We start from the raw sequence: 20,882 nt of genomic DNA on the forward strand, positions 1-20,882 counted from the left end.
GACGCCCCTATGCAAATCTGTATAGGTATCGTGTCAAGTGCAGTTCTGCTTTTTGTTTATCAGCTAAACTGACAAACTCAGGCCGCAAGAATATTATTATAAAAAGAATGGAGTACATTATGTCGAAGAAGTTAACCTTCCAAGAAATTATTTTAACGTTGCAACAGTTCTGGAATGATCAGGGCTGTATGCTCATGCAGGCTTACGACAATGAAAAAGGCGCTGGTACCATGAGTCCTTATACTTTCTTGCGTGCCATTGGTCCTGAGCCGTGGAATGCGGCTTATGTAGAGCCTTCACGTCGTCCAGCAGATGGACGTTACGGTGAAAATCCTAATCGCCTTTACCAACACCACCAGTTTCAAGTTGTGATGAAACCAAGTCCAAGTAATATTCAAGAGTTGTATTTGCAGTCTTTGGAGTTATTGGGAATTGATCCGTTGGAACATGATATTCGCTTTGTAGAGGATAATTGGGAAAATCCTTCAACAGGTTCTGCAGGTCTAGGCTGGGAAGTATGGCTTGACGGTATGGAAATCACGCAGTTTACTTATTTCCAACAGGTCGGTGGTTTGCCTACCAACCCAGTGACATCTGAGGTTACCTATGGTTTGGAGCGTCTGGCATCTTATATTCAAGAGGTGGATTCTGTTTATGATATTGAATGGGCTGATGGCGTGAAATACGGAGAAATTTTCCGCCAACCAGAATTTGAGCATTCAAAATACAGTTTTGAAGTGAGCGATCAAGCCTTGCTTTTAGCCAATTTTGATCATTTTGAAGCAGAAGCGAAACGCTGTTTAGAATACAATCTCGTCCATCCTGCTTATGATTATGTGCTGAAATGTTCTCATACTTTTAATTTATTGGACGCTCGCGGAGCTGTTTCTGTGACAGAACGTGCAGGCTACATTGCTCGCATTCGCAATTTAGCACGTATTGTTGCTAAAACTTTTGTGGCAGAGCGCAGACGACTAGGTTATCCATTATTGGATGAAGCAACACGTGAGAAATTATTGGCTGAGGGGGAGTAAAAAAATGACGAAAAATTTATTGGTTGAGTTAGGGTTAGAAGAAATGCCGGCTTATGTTGTGACACCAAGCATGAAACAATTGCGCGACAAAATGGCAGCCTTTTTAACAGACAATCGTTTGACTTTTGATAAGATTGAAATGTTTTCAACTCCTCGTCGCTTGGCTGTGCGCGTGTCCAATCTAAGTGAAAAGCAAACAGATTTAACAGAAGATTTTAAAGGACCAAGCAAGAAGATTGCTTTGGATGCAGATGGTCATTTTACGAAAGCTGCGCAAGGTTTTGTTCGTGGAAAAGGCTTGACTGTTGAAGATATCACATTCCGTGAAGTCAAAGGCGAAGAATATGTCTATGTGACCAAGCAAGAAATCGGAAAACCTGTTGAGGAATTGATTGACGGAGTTGCCGATGTGCTGACCTCTCTGAGCTTTCCGGTCAATATGCACTGGGGTACCAATACATTTGAATATATTCGCCCCGTTCATACCCTAACTGTGTTGTTGGACGATGAGTCCTTTTTGATGAATTTGTTCGATATTGAAAGTGGACGGACAAGTCGGGGGCATCGTTTTCTCGGCCATGAAGTGAAGATTCAGTCAGCAGATTCTTATGAAGAGGACTTGCGCAAAGTTTTTGTCATTGCCAGCCCAATGGAACGGGAAAACATGATTTTGGATCAAATCAAAGAAATTGAGAGAATGCACAATGTTCATGTGGAGATTGACGAAGATTTGCTGGACGAAGTGCTGAATTTGATTGAATACCCAACCGCTTTTATCGGACGTTTTGACGAGCGTTACCTAGATGTACCTGAGGAAGTTCTTGTGACTTCTATGAAAGTCAATCAACGCTACTTTGTTGTTCGTAACGAGAATGGCAAACTTCTTCCATATTTTGTATCGGTACGCAACGGAAATACAGAACATCTTGAAAATGTGGTCAAAGGAAATCAGAAAGTTTTGGTAGCTCGTTTGGAAGATGCAGAATTTTTCTGGCGCGAAGACCAACGATTGGTTATTTCTGATTTGGTTGAAAAGTTGAAAAATGTGACCTTCCATGAAAAAATAGGTTCTCTAGCAGAGCACATGGAACGAACAGCAAAGATTGCAGCTCTTTTAGCAGAAAAAGCTCAGTTATCTAAGCAAGAAATGAAAGATGTAGCGCGAGCTGCAGCTATTTACAAGTTTGATTTGTTGACTGGTATGGTTGGTGAGTTTGATGAGCTGCAAGGTATCATGGGTGAAAAATATGCCCTGCTTGCAGGAGAAAACACAGCAGTAGCTAAAGCCATTCGGGAGCATTATTTGCCAACTGCTAGTGACGGTGAATTGCCAGACACGAAAGTTGGTGCAATTTTAGCTATTGCAGACAAGATGGATACGATTCTTTCTTTCTTCTCGGTCGGACTCATTCCAAGCGGTTCAAATGACCCTTATGCTCTTCGTAGAGCAACGCAAGGTGTCGTGCGCATTCTTGATAAATTTGGTTGGCACATTGCTTTAGATGAATTGATAGAACAGCTCTATGCGCTGCAATTTGACAGTCTCACATATAGCAATAAAGAACAAGTGCTTGATTTCTTCCGTGCACGTATTGAAAAAATGATGGACAGCGATGTTCCAAAAGATATCGTGTCTTCTGTTTTAAATAGTTCAACGTTTGTTGTACGTGATCTAGTCGAAGTAGCCACACTTCTAGCAGAAAAAGCACAAGAAGATTCTTTCAAATCATCGGTCGAAAGTTTAGCACGTGTCTTTAACTTGGCAGAAAAAGCAGAAACGGCTGGTGTTGTGGACGAGAGCCTCTTTGAAAATGCCGAAGAAAAAGCCCTTCATGCAGCAGTAGAAAACTTAACGTTATCTGATGACTTAACAGATAATATTGAGCAACTCTTTGCTTTAAGTCCAGTGATTGACGCTTTCTTTGACAATACTATGGTTATGGCTGAAGATGAAGCAATCCGAGCAAATCGTTTGGCACTCTTAGCTACCTTAATGACGAAAGCCAAAAAAGTGGCACAATTTAACCAAATCAATACAAAATGATCCAAGGAGGGAAAAATGGAACCAAAGAAAATCGAACGCATCAATGAACTTGCCAAAAAGAAAAAAACAGTTGGCCTAACGCCAGAAGAAAAAGTAGAGCAAGCTAAATTGCGTGAAGAATACATTGAAGGCTATCGTCGTAGCGTTCGCCACCACATTGAAGGGATTAAAATTGTGGATGAAGAGGGCAATGATGTCACGCCAGAAAAACTTCGCCAAGTCCAACGTGAAAAAGGCTTGCACGGTCGAAGTTTGGATGATCCAAATTCGTAATAAAGGTAACAAAACATCGCTGAGAAAAATTCTCAGCGATGTTTTCATCTATTTTGTAATATCTTCAAAGTGGTCAAATGTTTGACTGTCAATAACCGCCATCAACAGTTCGTCTTTTTTAAAGGTATAGTCAGGTGATGTATCAATGTTGAGAACACCGTCGGGTGCTTCTCGAAAACCAATGATATTGAGGTTGTGGTTTTGACGAAGTTTTAATTGGGCTAAATTTTTACCAATCCAAGACTGAGGTGGATAAAATTCAATAATAGAGACATTTTTATCTAATTCAATGACATCCGTCGTGGCTTGGTGCAAAATATTTTTAGCAAGCGAAATCCCTGTTTCACGCTCAGGGGAGATGCAGCGATCAGCTCCGACCTTTAGCAAGACTTTTCTGGTTGTCTTACTTTTCACCTTGGCAATCACCTTTTCAACGCCTAACGATTTGCAGTGCATAACAGCAAGGACACTCGATTCTAGATTGTCTCCAGTAGCGACCACTACCGTATCACAGGTATCAATCCCTGCCGCCTGAAGCAAATCATGGTCTGTAATATCGCCGACCACACCTCGCGCTAAAATGGGTTCAAAATGATTGATGACATCTTCATGGTCATCGACAGCTATAATATCGCAGTTGTATTTGCGAAGTGTGTTAATGATACTGCGACCGAAAACTCCCAGACCCAGTATACCGATTGTTCGTTTATCCATAAAATTCCTTCCTATCCAATAATAATATTTGCATTGGCAAATTTAATTGTGTCTTTTTTCTTCGGTTTTCGATTGGAAAGACTGACAATTAAGGTCAATGGTCCGATACGTCCGATAAACATCAAAAACATAATCACGGTTAAGGCGGCATGATTTAAAGTAGGTGTTAGATTTGCCGTTACGCCCACCGTTCCAAGAGCAGACATGGCTTCAAACATTAAGTAAATAAAACGATGTCCATTATCAGCGACCATAGTCAAAAAAGTCAAGCCAATGATAAAGGTTGTTGTAAAGACAATCAAGACACTAAAGGCTTTTTGAATGGTAGAGGGAGAAAACGTATGGTGGCCAAAATTAGTATGAGGTAAGCCAAGGATTTCCGTTCGGGCGAAGGCTAATACGACCAAAAAAGTAGTGATTTTCAAGCCCCCTGCCGTTCCTCCGGGAGCACCTCCTAGAAACATCTGAATGATGTAAAGGAGAAGGGTTACTGGGCGAGCTTGTGTATAGTCAATTGTTGCAAATCCAGCTGTCCGCATGGTGACGGTTTGAAAGAAGCTGACTAAAAGTTTCTTTTCAAAGGGAAGTTGACCAATAGTAGCTGTATTTTGGTATTCTGTTAGAAATGTCAAGCAGGTTCCACTGATTAAGATGAGAGCTGTTAAAGCAAGAACCAATTTTGTGTGAAAGCGCAATTTTCGCTTATGTCCTTTTGTCTGGATATTTGTTTTTAAGTCAAACCAAACTGAAAAACCCAAGCCTCCCATGATAATCAAAGCAGCAATGGTCAAATTGACCAAGGCATCTGTTTTGTATGCCAATAAGCTAGTGCTTCCTAAGTTGTCAAATCCAGCATTACAAAATGCAGAGATAGCAAGGAAAATGGAGGTTAGAAGTCCTTTTCCCCATCCTAAAAGGGGGACAAAGCGAAAACTGAGGATAAATGCTCCAAGAGCTTCAATGCTGAAAGTAATAAGAAAAATGGAGCGAAGAAAGTCGCGAATAGAATTTGTCTCATCTCGACTAAGACTTTCTTGTAAAGTAGTACGATTGGAAAAACTGAGTTTCTGATTGGAGCGGACATAAATCAACCCAATAAAGCTAATCAACCCCAATCCGCCAATCTGAATGAGGAGCATACAGATAATCTGTCCCCAAACATTGTAAGTATCTGCAACAGACTGCGTAAAAAGTCCCGTCACACAAACCATTGAAACTGACGTAAAGAGGTGATCAAAATAATTAGCTTTAGAAGTCGCTGTCTGCATAAAAGGCAGATTTAAAAGAAGAGAGCCCACCACAATTACAAGAGCAAAGCTCAATAAAATGCGCCTAGCAGGAGATAATCTGGATAAGAAACGTGACATTTGTAATTTCCTTCATAGAATAATGACTTTATTTTACCACAAAGCAGCTTAAAAGACGAGAAGGAAGGGCAAGAAGTCTAGTCCTTCTTTAAAAGTTTTCGACCGAAAAATATGCAACCAGCAATCACTGCCACATCTACCCAGAACAAGATTGGATCTGTCAAGGTGAAGAAAAAGTAGAAGGAAATGATAAGGAGAATAGCTAGAAGAGGTAAGATAATTTTTTTGTATTGTTGAAGATTCATTTGAATTTAGTCTTTCTATTTTTTACTTGTTCCAAAAAAGTGTGTTTAGGTCTGTCTTCAAAGCTAGTGCTAGGTTAATGCAAAGTTCTAGTGTGGGATTATATTTGTTGTTTTCAATCATGTTAATCGTTTGTCGTGAAACGCCAATTTTTTTAGCAAGTTCTAATTGTGATAGTCCAAGACTATTTCGGAATTCTCTCACATGATTCATGCATTCCCCCTTATTTTGATGTCAAATATAACTGACGTTTGTGATTTTATTATAAAAATCCTTGGTTGATATGTCAAGTATAATTGACAAAAAACTTTACATGATTCTAAAATTCTTTTTTTAAATCTTTGTGGTATAATAGTAAAGATATGACAAATGAATTTCATCATGTGACAGTTCTTCTGCACGAAACCATTGATCAACTTGATATAAAACCAAATGGAGTCTATGTTGATGCCACTCTGGGTGGAGCAGGACACAGTGAATATTTATTGAGTAAATTAGGGAAAAACGGTCATCTATATGCTTTTGATCAAGATCAGACTGCTATTGAGCATGCTCAAAAACGCTTAGCGTCGTATGTTGAACAAGGAATGGTGACTTTTATCAATGACAATTTTCGTCATTTAAAAGCTCGCTTGAATGAACTAGGTGTTGAAGAAATTGATGGTATTTGTTATGATTTAGGAGTTTCGAGTCCGCAACTTGATGAGCGTGAGCGTGGCTTTTCCTATAAACAAGATGCTCCGCTTGATATGCGAATGAATCGTGAGGCAAAGCTAACAGCTTATGAAGTAGTTAATCAATATAGCTATCATGATTTAGTGCGGATTTTTTTTAAATATGGAGAAGATAAATTTTCAAAACAAATTGCTCGTAAAATTGAGCAAATGCGTGAAAAGAAACCGATTGAAACCACTACGGAGTTGGCGGAGATTATTAAATCTGCTAAGCCTGCCAAGGAATTAAAGAAAAAAGGTCATCCAGCTAAACAGATTTTTCAAGCTATTCGTATTGAGGTCAATGATGAATTGGGCGCAGCAGATGAGTCCATTCAACAGGCGATGGATTTGTTAGCAGTTGATGGGCGGATTTCTGTGATTACTTTTCATTCGTTAGAAGACCGCTTGACCAAGCAACTTTTTAAAGAGGCTTCAACAGTGGAAGTCCCGAAAGGTTTACCATTTATTCCAGAGGATTTACAACCTAAAATGAAATTGATTACTCGGAAACCTATTTTACCAAGTAAAGAAGAACTGGATAAAAATAATCGCGCGCATTCAGCCAAACTGCGTGTAGCGCAAAAAGTACATAAGTGAGGATTGAGATGGCAAATAATAGACCAAGAACGACTAGTCAGATACTTCAGGCGCGTATTCAAAGATTTTCTCGTGTTGAAAAGGCATTTTATGGCGCTATAGTCTTGACGGCAGTTATCTTAGCGACAAGTGTCGTATTTATGCAGACAAAATTATTGCAAGTGCAGCGTGATTTAACAACTGTCAATTCAAAAATCGAGGCGAAGCGAACAGAGTTAGATGATGCCAAGCAAGAGGTTAATGAATTGATCCGTAGTGAACGTTTGTCAAAATTAGCGAGTTCGCAAGAAATGACTCAGAATAATGAAAATATCAGAACGGCGGAGTAGAGCATGAATGGACTCAGAAGACGAATTTTAAACCATGCTTTGAAAAATCGTAGGAATCCTAGTTACAACCGTAGACGAGTAGGGAAAAATCTAAGCGTTTTGACGGTTTTTGTCTTTTTTGTTTTCCTAATCAATTTTGCAATTATCATTGGAACGGGAAAGAAATTTGGCGTGAATTTAGCTGAACAGGCAAGTCAAGTGCATCAAATCACAAAGATCGTCCCAGCTAAACGTGGAACTATTTATGACCGTAATGGTTTGCCAATAGCTGAAGATGCAACTTCCTATAATGTTTATGCTGTTATTGATAAAAGTTATAAGTCAGCAACAGGAGAAATTCTCTATGTAGAAGAATCTCAATACGATAAGGTAGCTGATGTATTTAACAAGTATCTTGGTATGGATAAGGACTACGTCAAAAAACAACTATCTCGAAAAAAATTACAACAAGTTTCGTTTGGTGCTCAAGGGAATGGTATCAGTTATAGTAATATGAATACCATTCGTGAGGAATTGAAAAAAGCAAAAGTAAAGGGAGTTGATTTCACAACTAGTCCAAATAGAAGCTATAAAAATGGGAATTTTGCTTCTGTTTTTGTTGGATTGGCTCAGTTACAAGAAAATAAAGATGGTAGTAAAACACTTGTTGGAACAACAGGTTTAGAAGCTGCTTTAAACAAGACGTTAGCCGGAACAAATGGTGTCATCACCTATGAAAAAGATAAAAACGGAAATATAGTACCGGGATCAGACAAGGTTTCAAGGCAAACACAAGATGGAAAAGATGTTTATACAACCTTATCCTCAGACTTACAGTCTTTCCTTGAAACGCGGATGAATGCTTTTGTGGAAAAAGCTAAGGGAACTTATGCCAGTGCCACATTAGTCAGTGCACAAACTGGAGAAATTCTTGCAACGACGCAGCGTCCAAGTTTTGATGCTGATACAAAGCAAGATCTGACAAAAGACTTTGCTTGGTCTAGTGCTCTCTATCAAAATCAGTATGAACCTGGCTCAACGATGAAGGTTATGACACTAGCTGCAGCTATAGACAATAACACTTTCCCAGAAAATGAAACGTATAATAATAGTGGCTTACAAATTGCGGATGTAACGATTCGAGACTGGAATGTCAACATGGGACTTTCTGAGGGACAGACATTAACCTATGCTCAAGGTTTTGCTCTTTCTAGTAATGTGGGAATGGCTTCTCTTGAGAAAAAAATGGGTGACGAAAAATGGCTAGACTATCTTAGCAAGTTTAAATTTGGACTACCTACACGCTTTGGAATGAATTATGAAGATTACGGCGGTCTTCCGGCAGATAATATCGTTACATATGCAATGAGTGCTTTTGGTCAAGGAATTTCGGTTACTCAAATACAAATGTTACGTGCTTTTTCTTCTATCGCCAATGATGGTGTAATGGTTGAACCAAAATTCATCAGTGCCATTTATGATTCCAAAAGCGGGAGTGCGCGTAAGGCTTCTACAGAGATTGTCGGGCACCCCGTTTCCAAAGAGGCTGCTAAGTCAACGAGAGACCATATGGTGACTGTCGGTACAGATCCTATTTACGGAACATTATATAGCAAGGCAGAGGGCGGTCCAATTATCAAAGTACCTAATCAAAATGTGGCGGTTAAATCCGGTACAGCGCAGATTGCAGGAGAAAATGGCAGTGGTTATCTGACAGGGGCAAATGATTACATCTATTCTGTTGTGGCAATGACACCAGCAGAAAATCCTGATTTTATCATGTATGTAACTCTGAAACAGCCCTCAGAATCTTTCCAACCAATCTTCTGGAAAGAGGTGGTCAATCCGGTGTTAGAAGAAGCTGCAGCGATGAAGGATACGTTGAACTTGACGACGCAATCACCTGTTTTAAAGTCAGTTTCAAAAGAAATAACTTATAAAATGCCATCTACTAAAAATACCAGCCCTGGTGATTTAGCAGATGAGTTACGACGCAATCTTGTACAACCTATTATCCTAGGTACTGGTAAAAATATTAAGAAAGTTTCTGTAAGAACAGGTGAAGCACTGAAATCCAATCAGCAAATCCTTGTCTTAACAGATCACTTTACTGAAATGCCGGATATGTACGGTTGGACCAAGAAAAATGCTGAAACATTCGGTGAATGGTTGGGCATAAAAGTGCATGTTAAGGGTAAAGGCTCTAAGGTCGTTGCCCAAAGTGTCAAAACCAACGCATCACTCAAGAAAATAAAAGAAATAACAATTACATTAGGAGATTAGCATGTTACAAGCTATCGTCGCAGGTGTTGTGACCTTTATTCTAACTCTGGTTGGAATACCTGCTTTTATTCGTTTTTATCATAAAGCTCATATTTCTGGGCAACAAATGCACGAGGATGTGAAGCAGCACCAAGCAAAAGCGGGAACTCCAACCATGGGTGGGACTGTTTTCTTGGTAGCTTCCGTTTTGTCCAGTTTTGTGATTGCACTTATATCAAGAGAACTCTCAAGCGCTGCTTTGATGATATTGTTTATTCTTGTTTTGTACGGTATTGTTGGTTTCTTGGATGACTTTTTAAAGATTTTTCGCAAAATAAATGAAGGCTTAAATCCCAAACAAAAATTGGTTCTTCAAATTATTGGTGGTATTGTTTTTTACTTTTTCTTTGATACTCATGGTGGCGGTGACTTACTCAATGTTTTTGGTTTCCCAGTTCATTTAGGTTATCTTTATATCGCTTTTGCCCTCTTTTGGCTGGTCGGTTTTTCCAACGCAGTCAATTTAACAGATGGTATTGATGGGTTAGCTAGCATTTCTGTTACAATCAGCTTAGCAGCTTATGCAGTTATTGCGACTGTTCAGCATCGTTTTGATATTTTAATTGTCATTTTGAGTATGATTGGCGGTCTGCTTGCCTTCTTCATTTTCAATCATAAACCAGCTAAAATTTTTATGGGTGATGTAGGGAGCTTAGCGCTTGGCGGTATGTTAGCAGCCGTTTCGATGGCGCTTCATCAAGAATGGACGCTGCTCATCATTGGAATTGTCTATGTCTTTGAAACAACTTCGGTTATGATGCAGGTTTCTTATTTCAAATTGACCGGCGGCAAACGTATTTTTCGGATGACACCAGTTCATCACCATTTTGAACTGGGAGGTCTATCAGGGCATGGTAAAGCTTGGAGCGAATGGAAGGTCGATTTCTTTTTCTGGGGCATTAGTCTTGTAGCTAGCTTACTAACACTTGCAATTTTATATTTATAAGAGAAACGAGGCGGGGACAATATTATTTCTGCCTCGCTTTTTTGTGACGAAAACTTCGTCCCTACCTCACTAGTCTTCTAGATTGCTGAATAACCACCCCTCTGAGAGATGGGGTTAGAAACTAAAAAATGTAAATTTTATCTCTGGATGCCTCTTTTTGTGTTTTTAAATAGCAGAAAATCCGAAAAATATATTAAAAAATCATGATTTTTCTTGTACTTATACGAAAAAAGTGTATAATAGGTTCAATATTTAGTTGAAGGAGGGGAGTAGTTGCTATCTTCATAAAGTAGAATGGCTTATTTTTTAACTTTAAAAGAATGTTTATTCAATTTGAATCAAAAGATAGAATTTATTATTTTTGCTTCTTTATGTATTTTGTGGCTTATTTTAATCATATTATGCAACGAATAACTAGTATTTTGAATAAATAATATTTTCTGTCAAAAACAGCTCTTTACTTTTTGAAACTATTTCGGTATAATATTCAATGTAACAAGATGTGACATTAGAGGAGGTTTATCTATGAAATCATCAAAATGGATTATTGCAACAGGAGTTGTGCTAAGCGCTGGAATCCTATTATCAGGTTGTGGCAAGTCAGCTTCTAGCACATCAACTTATTCATACGTGTATACACAAGATCCAGACACGCTAAATTATCTGATGGCGAACCGTGCGACAACTTCAGATGTTGTGACTAACTTAGTTGATGGATTATTGGAAAATGACCAGTACGGAAATTTAGTTCCGGCGCTTGCTAAGTCATGGACAGTCTCCAAAGATGGCTTGACATATACGTATAAATTACGTAAAGATGCTAAATGGTACACATCAGAAGGTGAAGAGTACGCAAGTGTAAAAGCGCAAGACTTTGTAACTGGCTTGAAATACGCCGCAGATAATAAATCAGAAGCTCTTTACCTCGTTCAAGATTCTGTCAAAGGTTTAGATGCTTACATCAAGGGTGAAACGAAAGATTTTTCAACGGTTGGAGTAAAAGCTCTAGATGACTATACAGTACAGTATACACTCAGCCGTGCAGAGACTTATTGGAATTCAAAAACGACCAATAATATCCTCTTCCCAGTTAATGCAGATTTCTTGAAATCACAAGGAAAAAATTTTGGTTCTGTAAAACCAACCAGCATTCTATACAATGGTCCTTATCTGTTGAAGTCTCTGACAGCCAAGTCTTCTATGGAATTTGCTAAAAATCCTCATTACTATGATAAAAAGAATGTTCATTTGGACAATATCAAATTGACATATTATGATGGTTCTGACCAAGAAGCCCTTATCCGTAACTTCACAGATGGTGCCTATAGTGCAGCTCGTCTTTATCCAAATAGCTCTAGTTTTGCTTCTGTTAAGAAACAATATGCTAACAATATCATCTATAGTTTGCAAGATGCGACCAGCTACTATTATAACTTTAATTTAAATCGTCAGTCTTACAACCATACATCTAAGAAAACAGATGCTCAAAAGGCTGCGACCCAAGAAGCGGTGCTAAATAAAGCTTTCCGCCAAGCTATCAACTTTGCCTATAATCGTACTTCTTATGGTGCACAAAGTAATGGGAAAGACGGAGCGACAAAGGTATTGCGGAACACACTCGTGCCACCAACATTTGTTTCTATCGGTGATAAAACGTTTGGTGATGTTGTGTCTTCTAAATTGGTAAACTATGGTTCAGAATGGTCAAATATGAATTTGGTCGATGCACAAGATGCTTATTACAATCCAGAAAAAGCCAAGGCGAAGTTTGCTCAAGCTAAAGCAGAATTGCAAGCAAAAGGTGTTCAGTTCCCTATTCACTTAGATGTACCGGCTGATCAGACAAGCAAAATTGGTGTTCAATGGGAAAGTTCCATGAAGCAATCTGTTGAGTCTGTCTTGGGCACAGAAAATGTTGTCATTGATATTCAACAAATGAGTTCAGATGAATTACATAATATCAGTTATTTTGCTAATACAGCTGCTCAAAAGGACTATGATCTGTATAATGGTGGCTGGTCTGGTGACTATCAAGACCCATCTACTTATTTAGATACTTTGAATACAAAAAATGGTGGTAGTTTACAAAACTTTGGTCTGGAACCAGGTCAAGAAAATGATAAGATTAAGGCAGTTGGACTGGACACATATACAGAGATGCTAGCAGAAGCAAATGCTGAAACCAATGAAACGAAGCGCTATGAAAAATATGCCGAAGCACAAGCGTGGTTAATTGATAGTGGCTTGACAATGCCAAACCTGTCTCTTGGGGGAACACCGTCTGTAACGAAAACAGTTCCATTTAGTCGTTCTTATTCTCTAGTCGGCATTAAAGGTGGATCAAGCAGTTATTTTAAATATGTCAAACTGCAAGACAAGATTGTAACAACAAAAGAATACGAAAGTGCCAAAAAGAAATGGCTAAAAGAAAAAGAAACCTCTAATAAAAAAGCACAAGATGACTACGAAAATCATGTGAAATAAAACAAATGTAAGAAACTTCTATGAACGACAAGCTTCGTAGGAGTTTCTTTTTGTTGTTCCTATCTAAAGAACCTATATCGAAGAAGTCTCAAATAAGAGTTGGCTTTAGGGAGTGATTTTAAGTGCTGACAGATACATTTTTTCAAAAAAATTTCTTGACAAGGAGTTTCTATCCTGTTATACTAATAAGGTACCCAATCGCGGGGATGGCGGAATTGGCAGACGCGCAGGACTAAGGATCCTGTGACCGCTTTAGGTCGTGAGGGTTCAAGTCCCTCTCTCCGCATCAGATAACCTGGCTTCGGCCGGTTTTTTTGTTACTATAGTTGTATTTTGTTTTATCATTTTTGAAATATGAAGCAGGAAAAACAGTTTTATAAGAGAAAACGCTTAAAAGATTAGGAAATGCTGGTATTTTTTCCTAAAAAGTGATAAAATAAACAATGTAAATGGGAAAACCCATAAAAATAAATAGGAGGCCTAGTACTAATGGCAATCGTTTCAGCAGAAAAATTTGTCCAAGCAGCTCGTGACAATGGTTATGCAGTTGGTGGATTTAATACAAACAACCTTGAGTGGACTCAAGCTATCTTGCGTGCAGCAGAAGCTAAAAAAGCTCCAGTTCTTATCCAAACTTCTATGGGTGCTGCTAAATATATGGGTGGTTACAAAGTATGTAAACTTCTCATCGAAAACCTTGTAGAATCAATGGGAATTACTGTACCAGTTGCTATTCACCTTGACCATGGTCATTATGAAGATGCACTTGAATGTATCAAAGTTGGTTACACTTCAGTTATGTTTGATGGTTCTCATCTTCCAGTTGAAGAAAACCTTGAAAAAGCTCGCAAAGTTGTTGAATTTGCGCATGCAAATGGCGTGTCAGTAGAAGCTGAAGTTGGTACAATCGGTGGTGAAGAAGACGGTATCATCGGTGACGGTGAATTAGCTCCAATCGAAGATGCAAAAGCAATGGTTGAAACTGGAATTGACTTCCTTGCAGCAGGTATTGGTAACATTCATGGACCATACCCAGCTAACTGGAAAGGTCTTCACCTTGACCACTTGCAAAAATTGACAGAAGCTGTCCCTGGATTCCCAATCGTACTTCACGGTGGTTCAGGTATTCCTGATGACCAAATCCAAGCAGCTATCAAATTGGGTGTTGCTAAAGTAAATGTAAACACTGAATGTCAAATTGCTTTTGCAAAAGCTACTCGTAAATTCGTTGCTGAATACGAAGCAAACGAAGCAGAATACGATAAGAAGAAACTTTTTGACCCACGTAAATTCTTGAAACCAGGTTTTGAAGCCATTACAGAAGCTGTTGAAGAACGTATCGATGTATTTGGTTCAGAAGGTAAAGCTTAATTAGGCTTACCAAATAAACAAGAAAATCTCGCCTTGTGCGGGATTTTTGTTGATTGTTGAATACATAAAAGATAAAAATTTGTTGGCAGGAGTGGGAGAGAGGAATGACTCAGATTAAAGAAATCAAGAAAGAGGAGCAGAAGTTAGCGATTGCAGCTGAGATTTTGGCTGATTTACCAGAGTGGTTTGGTATTCCAGATAGTACTCAAGCCTATATTGAGGCGGCTGGGAAACTTCGTGTCTGGGGAGCTTATGAGGGGGATGATCCACTTGGTTTTATTAGTTTGTCCTATTCTAGCGAAGACTGTGCAGAGATTGACTGCCTAGCTATCAAGAAAGAATATCATAGACAAGGGATTGGGTCAAAGCTAGTGAATGTTTTGGAAATGGCAGCAAGACAACAAGTTGACTATTTACAAGTCAAAACAGTGGCACCGGGTCATTATCCAATCTACGATAGAACTAATGCTTTCTATCAGGCTCAAGGTTTTAAAAAATTAGAAATCTTCCCTCAACTGTGGGATTCACACAATCCCTGCATGGTTTTAATCAAGAAAATTTCCTAAAAACTTCTTGACAAAAAAATTTGACGTGTTAGAATAAGAATGTGTTGAATGCCGATTTAGCTCAGTTGGTAGAGCAACGCACTCGTAACGCGTAGGTCGTAGGTTCAAGCCCTATAATCGGCATTATTGAAGGTCTTCATTGATTGAAGGCTTTTTGTTTATTGTTAAGTATTGTTGTGTAAAAAAAGCTAATCGCATCTGACCAGCTTATGAAAAACAAGTAGGATATCCAAATTTTACAACCACTTGCGTCTCGAAAGGAACCACTTACTGAAAATCACTTGAATTTCACGAACCAATTGTTATAATAAAATAAAGAAAAACGAGGGAGCGTTTATGAAGATTCGAGTAGAGCTAGATTCTAATCTAGAAGAAGCAGAAATTGTCATTAAGGCACCTCGCTTTGATGAGCAGATAGAGCGCGTTCAGCGTTCTCTGGAAGAAGTTGCTAAGCCGTCTATTCTTTTTTACAAAGATACGAGCGAATACTATGTTGATTTAGCGGATATTCTCTTTTTTGAGACAGAGGGAAATAAGATTTTTGCACATGCTCGAAATAATGCTTATGAAGTAAAGCTGAAATTGTATGAGCTGGAAGAATGCTTGCCACGCTATTTCTGCCGTATTTCTAAGTCAACGATTACGAATATTAAAGCAATTTATTCGTTGGAAAAGTCTTTTTCAGGGACCAGTAGCATTCGCTTTTATGATACTCATAAACAAGTGCATGTGTCTCGGCATTATTTTCAATTTTTAAAAGAAAAATTAAGTGAAATGAGGTAAATATTATGAGAAAAACATTGTTTGGAATGGGGCTTTTGGTATTGGCAGGCTGGGTGCTACTACAAGGAAATTTTGGTATTCCACTTATTGATTTCAATTTTTGGCCGATGCTCGTTGTGCTTGGATTTGCTTACTTTGCGATTGAAAATTTTTGGAGAGGAAATTTATCTGGTGGGGTTATTTTAGCCATTATTTCCTTAATCGTTGCAAATAGTAGCTATCACTTTTTGCCAATCTCATCTGGAACGATTTTCTTAGCAGGGATTCTGGCTTCTATTGGTATTGGCTTGATTTTCAAACCAAAACGAATTTGGGGTGTTTATCGTGGTTCAAATGCTCATCGCATTATAAATGGGGATATTAATTTTGGAAGTGGTACGCGCTACATCAATTCGGAAGATTTTACCTATGAAACGCTAGATTGTACCTTTGGTAATGCCACAGTTTATTTTGACAATGCCACGATAAAAGGCGATTCCGCTACCTTTGATGTTGATATATCTTTTGGGAATGCAACGTTATATGTGCCTAGTAATTGGCGTGTGGAGTTGGATGTAGACAATGCTTTCGGCACAGTTACCAATCCCCGTAACATCAATGAGAAAGACAAGACCCTCTATGTAAAGGGAGATGTATCTTTCGGTCGTTTGGGAATTATCTATATTTAAGACTGATGGATTGGGCTGCCTTGGCTAAATTTTGAAATATAGAGAAAATAGTCTTGCAAAATCTTAAAAATTGTGATAAAATTTTACGGTATGTGGTATAAAGCCCGTGAAACTAATCAGGAGGACAAGTATAAATGGCAAAAGTATGTTACTTTACAGGTCGTAAAACTGTATCAGGAAACAACCGCTCTCACGCAATGAACCAAACAAAACGTACTGTGAAACCAAATCTTCAAAAGGTGACAATCTTAGTTGATGGTAAACCTAAGAAAGTTTGGGCTTCAGCACGTGCCCTTAAATCAGGCAAAGTTGAACGCGTTTAATTTATGAAGAATCGGACCTCTGGGGTCCTTTTTCTTTTTGCACAAGAAAATAGATTTTTTACGACAAGGAAAATCCCCAACATTGACTGAATCCTTTCTAATTATGTACTCTCTCTTTTACAGTCCGCGTAAAATATGGTAAAATAAACTATAAAATACTTTTGAGGTAGAAACTATGACTGTAAAAATCAATACAAAAGATGGTCAAATCGAACTGACAGATGATGTCATTGCGACAATTGTTGGTGGGGCAGCAACTGAAATTTTTGGTGTTGTCGGAATGGCCAGTAAAAATGCCATTAAAGATAATTTCCAAGCTTTATTAGGCAAAGAAAATTATGCGAAAGGCGTTGTAGTAAAGACCACGGACGAAGGTAGCATTGCTGTTGATGTGTATACAGTTTTGAGCTATGGTACCAAGATCAGTGAAGTGTCTAAAAATATTCAAGAACGTGTGAAATTCAGTCTTGAAAATCAGCTTGGAATTACTGCCGAAACAGTAAATGTCTATATCCAAAATATTAAAGTTGTAGGAGAATAATCGTGTCAAATATTACTACTAGTTTATTTCAAGAAATGGTGCAGTCTGCATCTACTCGTTTGAATAAACAGGCTGAATATGTCAATTCTTTAAATGTTTTTCCTGTGCCAGACGGTGATACAGGTACCAATATGGGAATGACCATTGAAAATGGGGCAAAGGAAGTTGCAGATAAATCTGCTTCTACTGTCGGTGAAGTAGCTGGGATTTTTGCAAAAGGTCTATTGATGGGAGCGCGTGGAAATTCTGGTGTTATCACTTCTCAGCTGTTCCGTGGTTTCTCTCAAAGTGTGAAAGAAAAGGAAGAATTAACAGGACAAGATTTAGCCCTTGCTTTTCAATCTGGAGTGGAAGTAGCCTACAAAGCTGTGATGAAGCCAGTTGAGGGAACGATTTTAACAGTTTCTCGTGGAGCTGCGATCGGTGCTAAGAAAAAAGCAGAAGAGACAGATGATGCTGTTGAGGTCATGAAAGCAGCTCTTGATAGTGCTAAGGTGGCTCTTGCTAAAACACCAGACATGCTTCCGGTCTTAAAAGAAGTTGGTGTTGTAGACTCTGGTGGTCAAGGTCTTGTTTTCATTTATGAAGGCTTTTTGTCAGCATTGACAGGCGAATACATTGCATCTGAAGAATTTCAAGCAACGCCTGCAACTATGACAGAAATGATCAATGCAGAACACCATAAGTCGGTAGCTAGTCATGTGGCAACAGAAGACATCAAATATGGCTATTGTACGGAAATCATGGTCGCTTTGAAAAAAGGTCCAACGTATGTAAAAGAATTTGACTATGATGAATTCCGCAACTATTTGAATGAACTGGGCGACTCACTTCTTGTCGTAAACGATGATGAAATCGTAAAAGTTCATGTTCACACGGAAGACCCAGGTTTGGTCATGCAAGAAGGTTTGAAATATGGAAGCCTTGTCAAAGTCAAAGTAGACAATATGCGTAATCAACACGAAGCGCAGGTTGAAAAAGAAGAGCGCGAAAGTAGCCAACCAATAGAAGAAAAAGAATATGCTATCATTGCAGTTGTTGCAGGAGAAGGCTTGTCAGACATCTTTAAAGCACAAGGTGTAGATTATATCATTTCTGGTGGGCAAACGATGAATCCTTCAACAGAAGATTTCATCAAGGCTGTTGAACATGTGAATGCTCGTCATATCATTATTCTGCCAAACAACAAAAATATTTTCATGGCGGCGCAATCAGCGGCGGAAGTGATTGAACAACCTGCTGCAGTGATTGAAACAAGAACGATTCCGCAAGGTTTGACTAGCTTGCTAGCTTTTGATCCAAGCAAATCCATTGAAGACAACCATGATCGTATGACTGCTGTTCTTGCTGATGTTGTCAGTGGTAGTGTGACGACAGCTGTTCGTGATACAACGATTGATGGTCTTGAAATTCATGAAAACGATAACCTTGGTATGGTGGATGGAAAAATTGTTGTTTCCAATCCAGACATGTTGACGACATTGAATGAAACTTTTAGCAAAATGCTAGATGTAGATAGTGAGATTGTAACGATTTATATCGGTGAAGACGGTAGTGAAGACTTGGCTAATGAACTAGCGCAAGATATTACTGAAAAATTTGAAGATGTAGAAGTAGAAATACATAATGGCGGACAGCCAGTTTATCCATACCTTTTTAGTGTTGAATAAAACAGAAGAATTATTGCGAAGGGCGACTCGATGGAGTCGTCTTTTTTATGACATTTGTCATGTTGAGCGATGACAAAATCATCTAGTGGCGATAAAAGAGTTGAGATATAATGAAAGTAACAAGAGGAAATGTAGAGTTAGAAACCAAGTCTACAACCTGTTTTATTCTTCTTGCTGCAAGTAACTTTGTGGTAATCTAATCGTTGACCAGAAACTTCCTGAGCCAATTGCTAGGACTTCTGTATGTGTTGCATTTCCACCAATAAAAATAATGAGGAGAAAAAGATGAAGCTGATTGAGGTGAACCGTTTATCTAAAAAGATTCGTGGGAAAGAAATTTTGAAAGATATCTCTTTTACTATTAACGAGGGAGAATGTGTGGCGTTGATTGGTCCAAATGGCGCTGGGAAAACCACGCTCATGGATTGTTTGCTAGGTGATAAGTTTCTTACAAGTGGGCAGACTAGTGTTCGAGGATTAAAGCCAACAGATGAGCGATTAAAGCAGATTGTTGCTATTTTACCACAAGAAAATACAGTTGTGGCAGATTTGAAGGTAAAAGAACTACTGAACTTTTTTCAAAGTATTTACCCACGTAGTTTAACTAATCAAGAAGTTGATGCCCTTTTGACATTTACGGATAAGCAAAAAGATCAGCTAGCCAGCAAATTATCTGGTGGGCAAAAACGGTTGTTTTCTTTTATTTTAGCTCTTATTGGCCGACCTAAAATTCTCTTTTTAGATGAGCCGACTTCTGCTATGGATACTTCCACTCGGCAGCATTTTTGGGAAATTGTGGATGAATTGAAGCAAAAGGGTGTGACCATTATTTACTCTTCTCACTATATTGAGGAGGTGGAGCATACAGCAGATCGGATTTTGGTTTTGCATAAGGGTGAATTGATTCGTGATACGACGCCTTACGCTATGCGCAGCGAAGAACAAGAAAAACACTTTACTATTCCGCTTTCTTACCAAGCTATTTTGGAAATGTTACCTGAAGCAACCGAAATCGAAATCAAGCAAAGTGCTCTGTCCTTTGCAACTAAAGAGGCCAGTAAAGTATGGCAAGTCTTGGTAGAGAATGGTTGTACGATTGAGGAAGTAGAAGTGCGCAACCGGACACTATTGGATAGTATTTTTGAGACAACGCAAGAGTAAAAGGAGATCTATCATGAAAAATATGAGAAGTTTAATGAAGGTTGAATTGATTTTAATGAAGCGCCAAGCGGCTTATTATCTATTGTCTATTGGATTGCCTAGTGTCTTTTATCTGATTTTCTCAGGTATGATGTCTGGGAGTGCCACCCCTACACTTGTACTCCAAACCTATCTCTTTTCTATGACAGTTTTTAGTATTATGTCCAGTGCTTTCTTTAGTATTCCAAGCACCTTGCAGTCTGATAAAACTAATAATTGGCAAAAAATGCTTCAACACTCACCTGTTTCTATGATAGAATATTATATATCCAAACTTTTCAGTGCTTTACTGACTTTCCTTCTTTCCATAGTCGTTGTATTTTCTATTGGACATTTCGTTCGTGGAGTCAATCTTCCTGCAATGGATTGGTTAATCATCGCCCTAATTATTTTATTTGGAAGTTTGGTTTTCATTGCTATGGGAGTACTAGTGAGTTTACTTCCCAGCGCTCAGCTTATGTCTGTTGTGGGGAATATTGCCTATATGGCTTTGGCAGTCCTGGGTGGTCTTTGGTTTCCTTTGACCATGTTTCCAAAATGGCTCCAACCAATCGGTAAGTTGACTCCTAGTTATCAACTCATGCAGATTGTATCTTCTTATTTGGAACATCGCGAGTTTAATGCCATTGCAGCACTGGTTGTTCTGATTTACACAGTTGGTGTCAGCCTAGTGGTTCTTCAACTCAAAAAACGGATTGAGGTAAAATAAATT

21 protein-coding genes and 2 tRNA genes are annotated in these 20,882 nt (G+C 38.7%); 19 read left to right on the forward strand and 4 right to left on the reverse strand.

Features of this window, described 5'->3' with window-relative positions; all coding sequences use genetic code 11:
• Positions 1-119 precede the first annotated feature (119 nt).
• The 3 genes from glyQ to EL087_RS01540 are packed head-to-tail and all read left to right on the forward strand — an operon-like array spanning position 120 to position 3,351.
• The gene (gene glyQ / locus EL087_RS01530; protein ID WP_126406405.1) at positions 120-1,034 is read left to right on the forward strand and encodes a glycine--tRNA ligase subunit alpha; all 915 of its coding nucleotides are present in this window, start codon (positions 120-122) and stop codon (positions 1,032-1,034) included.
• Positions 1,035-1,038: 4 nt separating this feature from the next.
• Positions 1,039-3,078 (forward strand): glycine--tRNA ligase subunit beta, encoded by a 2,040-nt coding sequence (glyS, locus tag EL087_RS01535; RefSeq protein ID WP_126406408.1) that lies wholly within the window; start codon positions 1,039-1,041, stop codon positions 3,076-3,078.
• Positions 3,079-3,093: 15 nt separating this feature from the next.
• Complete coding sequence (locus tag EL087_RS01540) at positions 3,094-3,351, forward strand: DUF896 family protein (protein ID WP_070670346.1); 258 nt, start codon at positions 3,094-3,096, stop codon at positions 3,349-3,351.
• A 48-nt stretch (positions 3,352-3,399) separates the two neighbouring features.
• Here EL087_RS01540 and EL087_RS01545 read toward each other — a convergent pair whose 3' ends face one another.
• From EL087_RS01545 to EL087_RS01555, 4 genes are all read right to left on the reverse strand, one after another.
• Positions 3,400-4,065 (reverse strand): potassium channel family protein, encoded by a 666-nt coding sequence (locus EL087_RS01545; RefSeq protein WP_003031027.1) that lies wholly within the window; start codon positions 4,063-4,065, stop codon positions 3,400-3,402.
• Positions 4,066-4,076: 11 nt separating this feature from the next.
• Positions 4,077-5,432 carry a TrkH family potassium uptake protein gene (locus EL087_RS01550; RefSeq protein WP_126406411.1) on the reverse strand — a complete coding sequence of 452 codons (1,356 nt, stop codon included), beginning with the start codon at positions 5,430-5,432 and terminating at the stop codon, positions 4,077-4,079.
• 77 nt (positions 5,433-5,509) lie between these two features.
• On the reverse strand, positions 5,510-5,677 hold the full coding sequence (locus EL087_RS09230; RefSeq protein WP_003043314.1) for a hypothetical protein: 168 nt from the start codon (positions 5,675-5,677) through the stop codon (positions 5,510-5,512).
• A gap of 22 nt (positions 5,678-5,699) precedes the next feature.
• Complete coding sequence (locus tag EL087_RS01555) at positions 5,700-5,888, reverse strand: helix-turn-helix transcriptional regulator (RefSeq protein WP_126406414.1); 189 nt, start codon at positions 5,886-5,888, stop codon at positions 5,700-5,702.
• A 149-nt stretch (positions 5,889-6,037) separates the two neighbouring features.
• Between EL087_RS01555 and rsmH the strand changes: the two genes are divergently transcribed.
• The 16 genes from rsmH to EL087_RS01635 all read left to right on the forward strand — a co-directional run bounded on the left by rsmH (position 6,038) and on the right by EL087_RS01635 (position 20,879).
• Positions 6,038-6,988, forward strand: a complete 951-nt coding sequence (rsmH, locus tag EL087_RS01560) for a 16S rRNA (cytosine(1402)-N(4))-methyltransferase RsmH (protein ID WP_126406417.1) — start codon at positions 6,038-6,040, stop codon at positions 6,986-6,988.
• Positions 6,989-6,996: 8 nt separating this feature from the next.
• Complete coding sequence (gene ftsL, locus EL087_RS01565; RefSeq protein ID WP_003031041.1) at positions 6,997-7,317, forward strand: cell division protein FtsL; 321 nt, start codon at positions 6,997-6,999, stop codon at positions 7,315-7,317.
• A gap of 3 nt (positions 7,318-7,320) precedes the next feature.
• Entirely contained in the window at positions 7,321-9,579 is a 2,259-nt protein-coding gene (pbp2X, locus tag EL087_RS01570; protein ID WP_126406420.1) for a penicillin-binding protein PBP2X, read from the forward strand.
• A gap of 1 nt (position 9,580) precedes the next feature.
• Complete coding sequence (gene mraY / locus EL087_RS01575) at positions 9,581-10,564, forward strand: phospho-N-acetylmuramoyl-pentapeptide-transferase (RefSeq protein ID WP_126406423.1); 984 nt, start codon at positions 9,581-9,583, stop codon at positions 10,562-10,564.
• A 525-nt stretch (positions 10,565-11,089) separates the two neighbouring features.
• Positions 11,090-13,048 carry a peptide ABC transporter substrate-binding protein gene (locus EL087_RS01580; RefSeq protein ID WP_126406426.1) on the forward strand — a complete coding sequence of 653 codons (1,959 nt, stop codon included), beginning with the start codon at positions 11,090-11,092 and terminating at the stop codon, positions 13,046-13,048.
• A 200-nt stretch (positions 13,049-13,248) separates the two neighbouring features.
• Positions 13,249-13,334: transfer RNA gene (locus tag EL087_RS01585), tRNA-Leu, on the forward strand.
• A 203-nt stretch (positions 13,335-13,537) separates the two neighbouring features.
• Positions 13,538-14,419, forward strand: coding sequence for a class II fructose-bisphosphate aldolase (locus EL087_RS01590; RefSeq protein WP_003025917.1), 882 nt, complete (start codon positions 13,538-13,540; stop codon positions 14,417-14,419).
• Between the two features lie 104 nt (positions 14,420-14,523).
• Complete coding sequence (locus EL087_RS01595) at positions 14,524-14,985, forward strand: GNAT family N-acetyltransferase (RefSeq protein WP_126406428.1); 462 nt, start codon at positions 14,524-14,526, stop codon at positions 14,983-14,985.
• Between the two features lie 50 nt (positions 14,986-15,035).
• Positions 15,036-15,108, forward strand: a tRNA-Thr gene (locus EL087_RS01600).
• A gap of 213 nt (positions 15,109-15,321) precedes the next feature.
• A complete protein-coding gene (locus EL087_RS01605) occupies positions 15,322-15,768 on the forward strand; it encodes a LytTR family DNA-binding domain-containing protein (protein ID WP_049514692.1) in 447 nt (148 codons plus the stop codon).
• A 5-nt stretch (positions 15,769-15,773) separates the two neighbouring features.
• A complete protein-coding gene (locus tag EL087_RS01610; protein WP_126406430.1) occupies positions 15,774-16,436 on the forward strand; it encodes a LiaF transmembrane domain-containing protein in 663 nt (220 codons plus the stop codon).
• Between the two features lie 134 nt (positions 16,437-16,570).
• Positions 16,571-16,759 carry a 50S ribosomal protein L28 gene (gene rpmB / locus EL087_RS01615; RefSeq protein ID WP_003025909.1) on the forward strand — a complete coding sequence of 63 codons (189 nt, stop codon included), beginning with the start codon at positions 16,571-16,573 and terminating at the stop codon, positions 16,757-16,759.
• Between the two features lie 175 nt (positions 16,760-16,934).
• On the forward strand, positions 16,935-17,300 hold the full coding sequence (locus tag EL087_RS01620) for an Asp23/Gls24 family envelope stress response protein (RefSeq protein WP_003031118.1): 366 nt from the start codon (positions 16,935-16,937) through the stop codon (positions 17,298-17,300).
• A 2-nt stretch (positions 17,301-17,302) separates the two neighbouring features.
• On the forward strand, positions 17,303-18,970 hold the full coding sequence (locus EL087_RS01625; protein WP_003043464.1) for a DAK2 domain-containing protein: 1,668 nt from the start codon (positions 17,303-17,305) through the stop codon (positions 18,968-18,970).
• Positions 18,971-19,255: 285 nt separating this feature from the next.
• Positions 19,256-20,131 (forward strand): ABC transporter ATP-binding protein, encoded by an 876-nt coding sequence (locus EL087_RS01630; RefSeq protein ID WP_126406432.1) that lies wholly within the window; start codon positions 19,256-19,258, stop codon positions 20,129-20,131.
• Between the two features lie 13 nt (positions 20,132-20,144).
• Positions 20,145-20,879, forward strand: a complete 735-nt coding sequence (locus EL087_RS01635; protein ID WP_126406434.1) for an ABC transporter permease — start codon at positions 20,145-20,147, stop codon at positions 20,877-20,879.
• Positions 20,880-20,882: the final 3 nt, after the last annotated feature.

It is taken from the genome of Streptococcus milleri (assembly GCF_900636525.1).
In the GTDB taxonomy this organism is placed as follows: Bacteria; Bacillota; Bacilli; order Lactobacillales; family Streptococcaceae; genus Streptococcus; species Streptococcus hominis.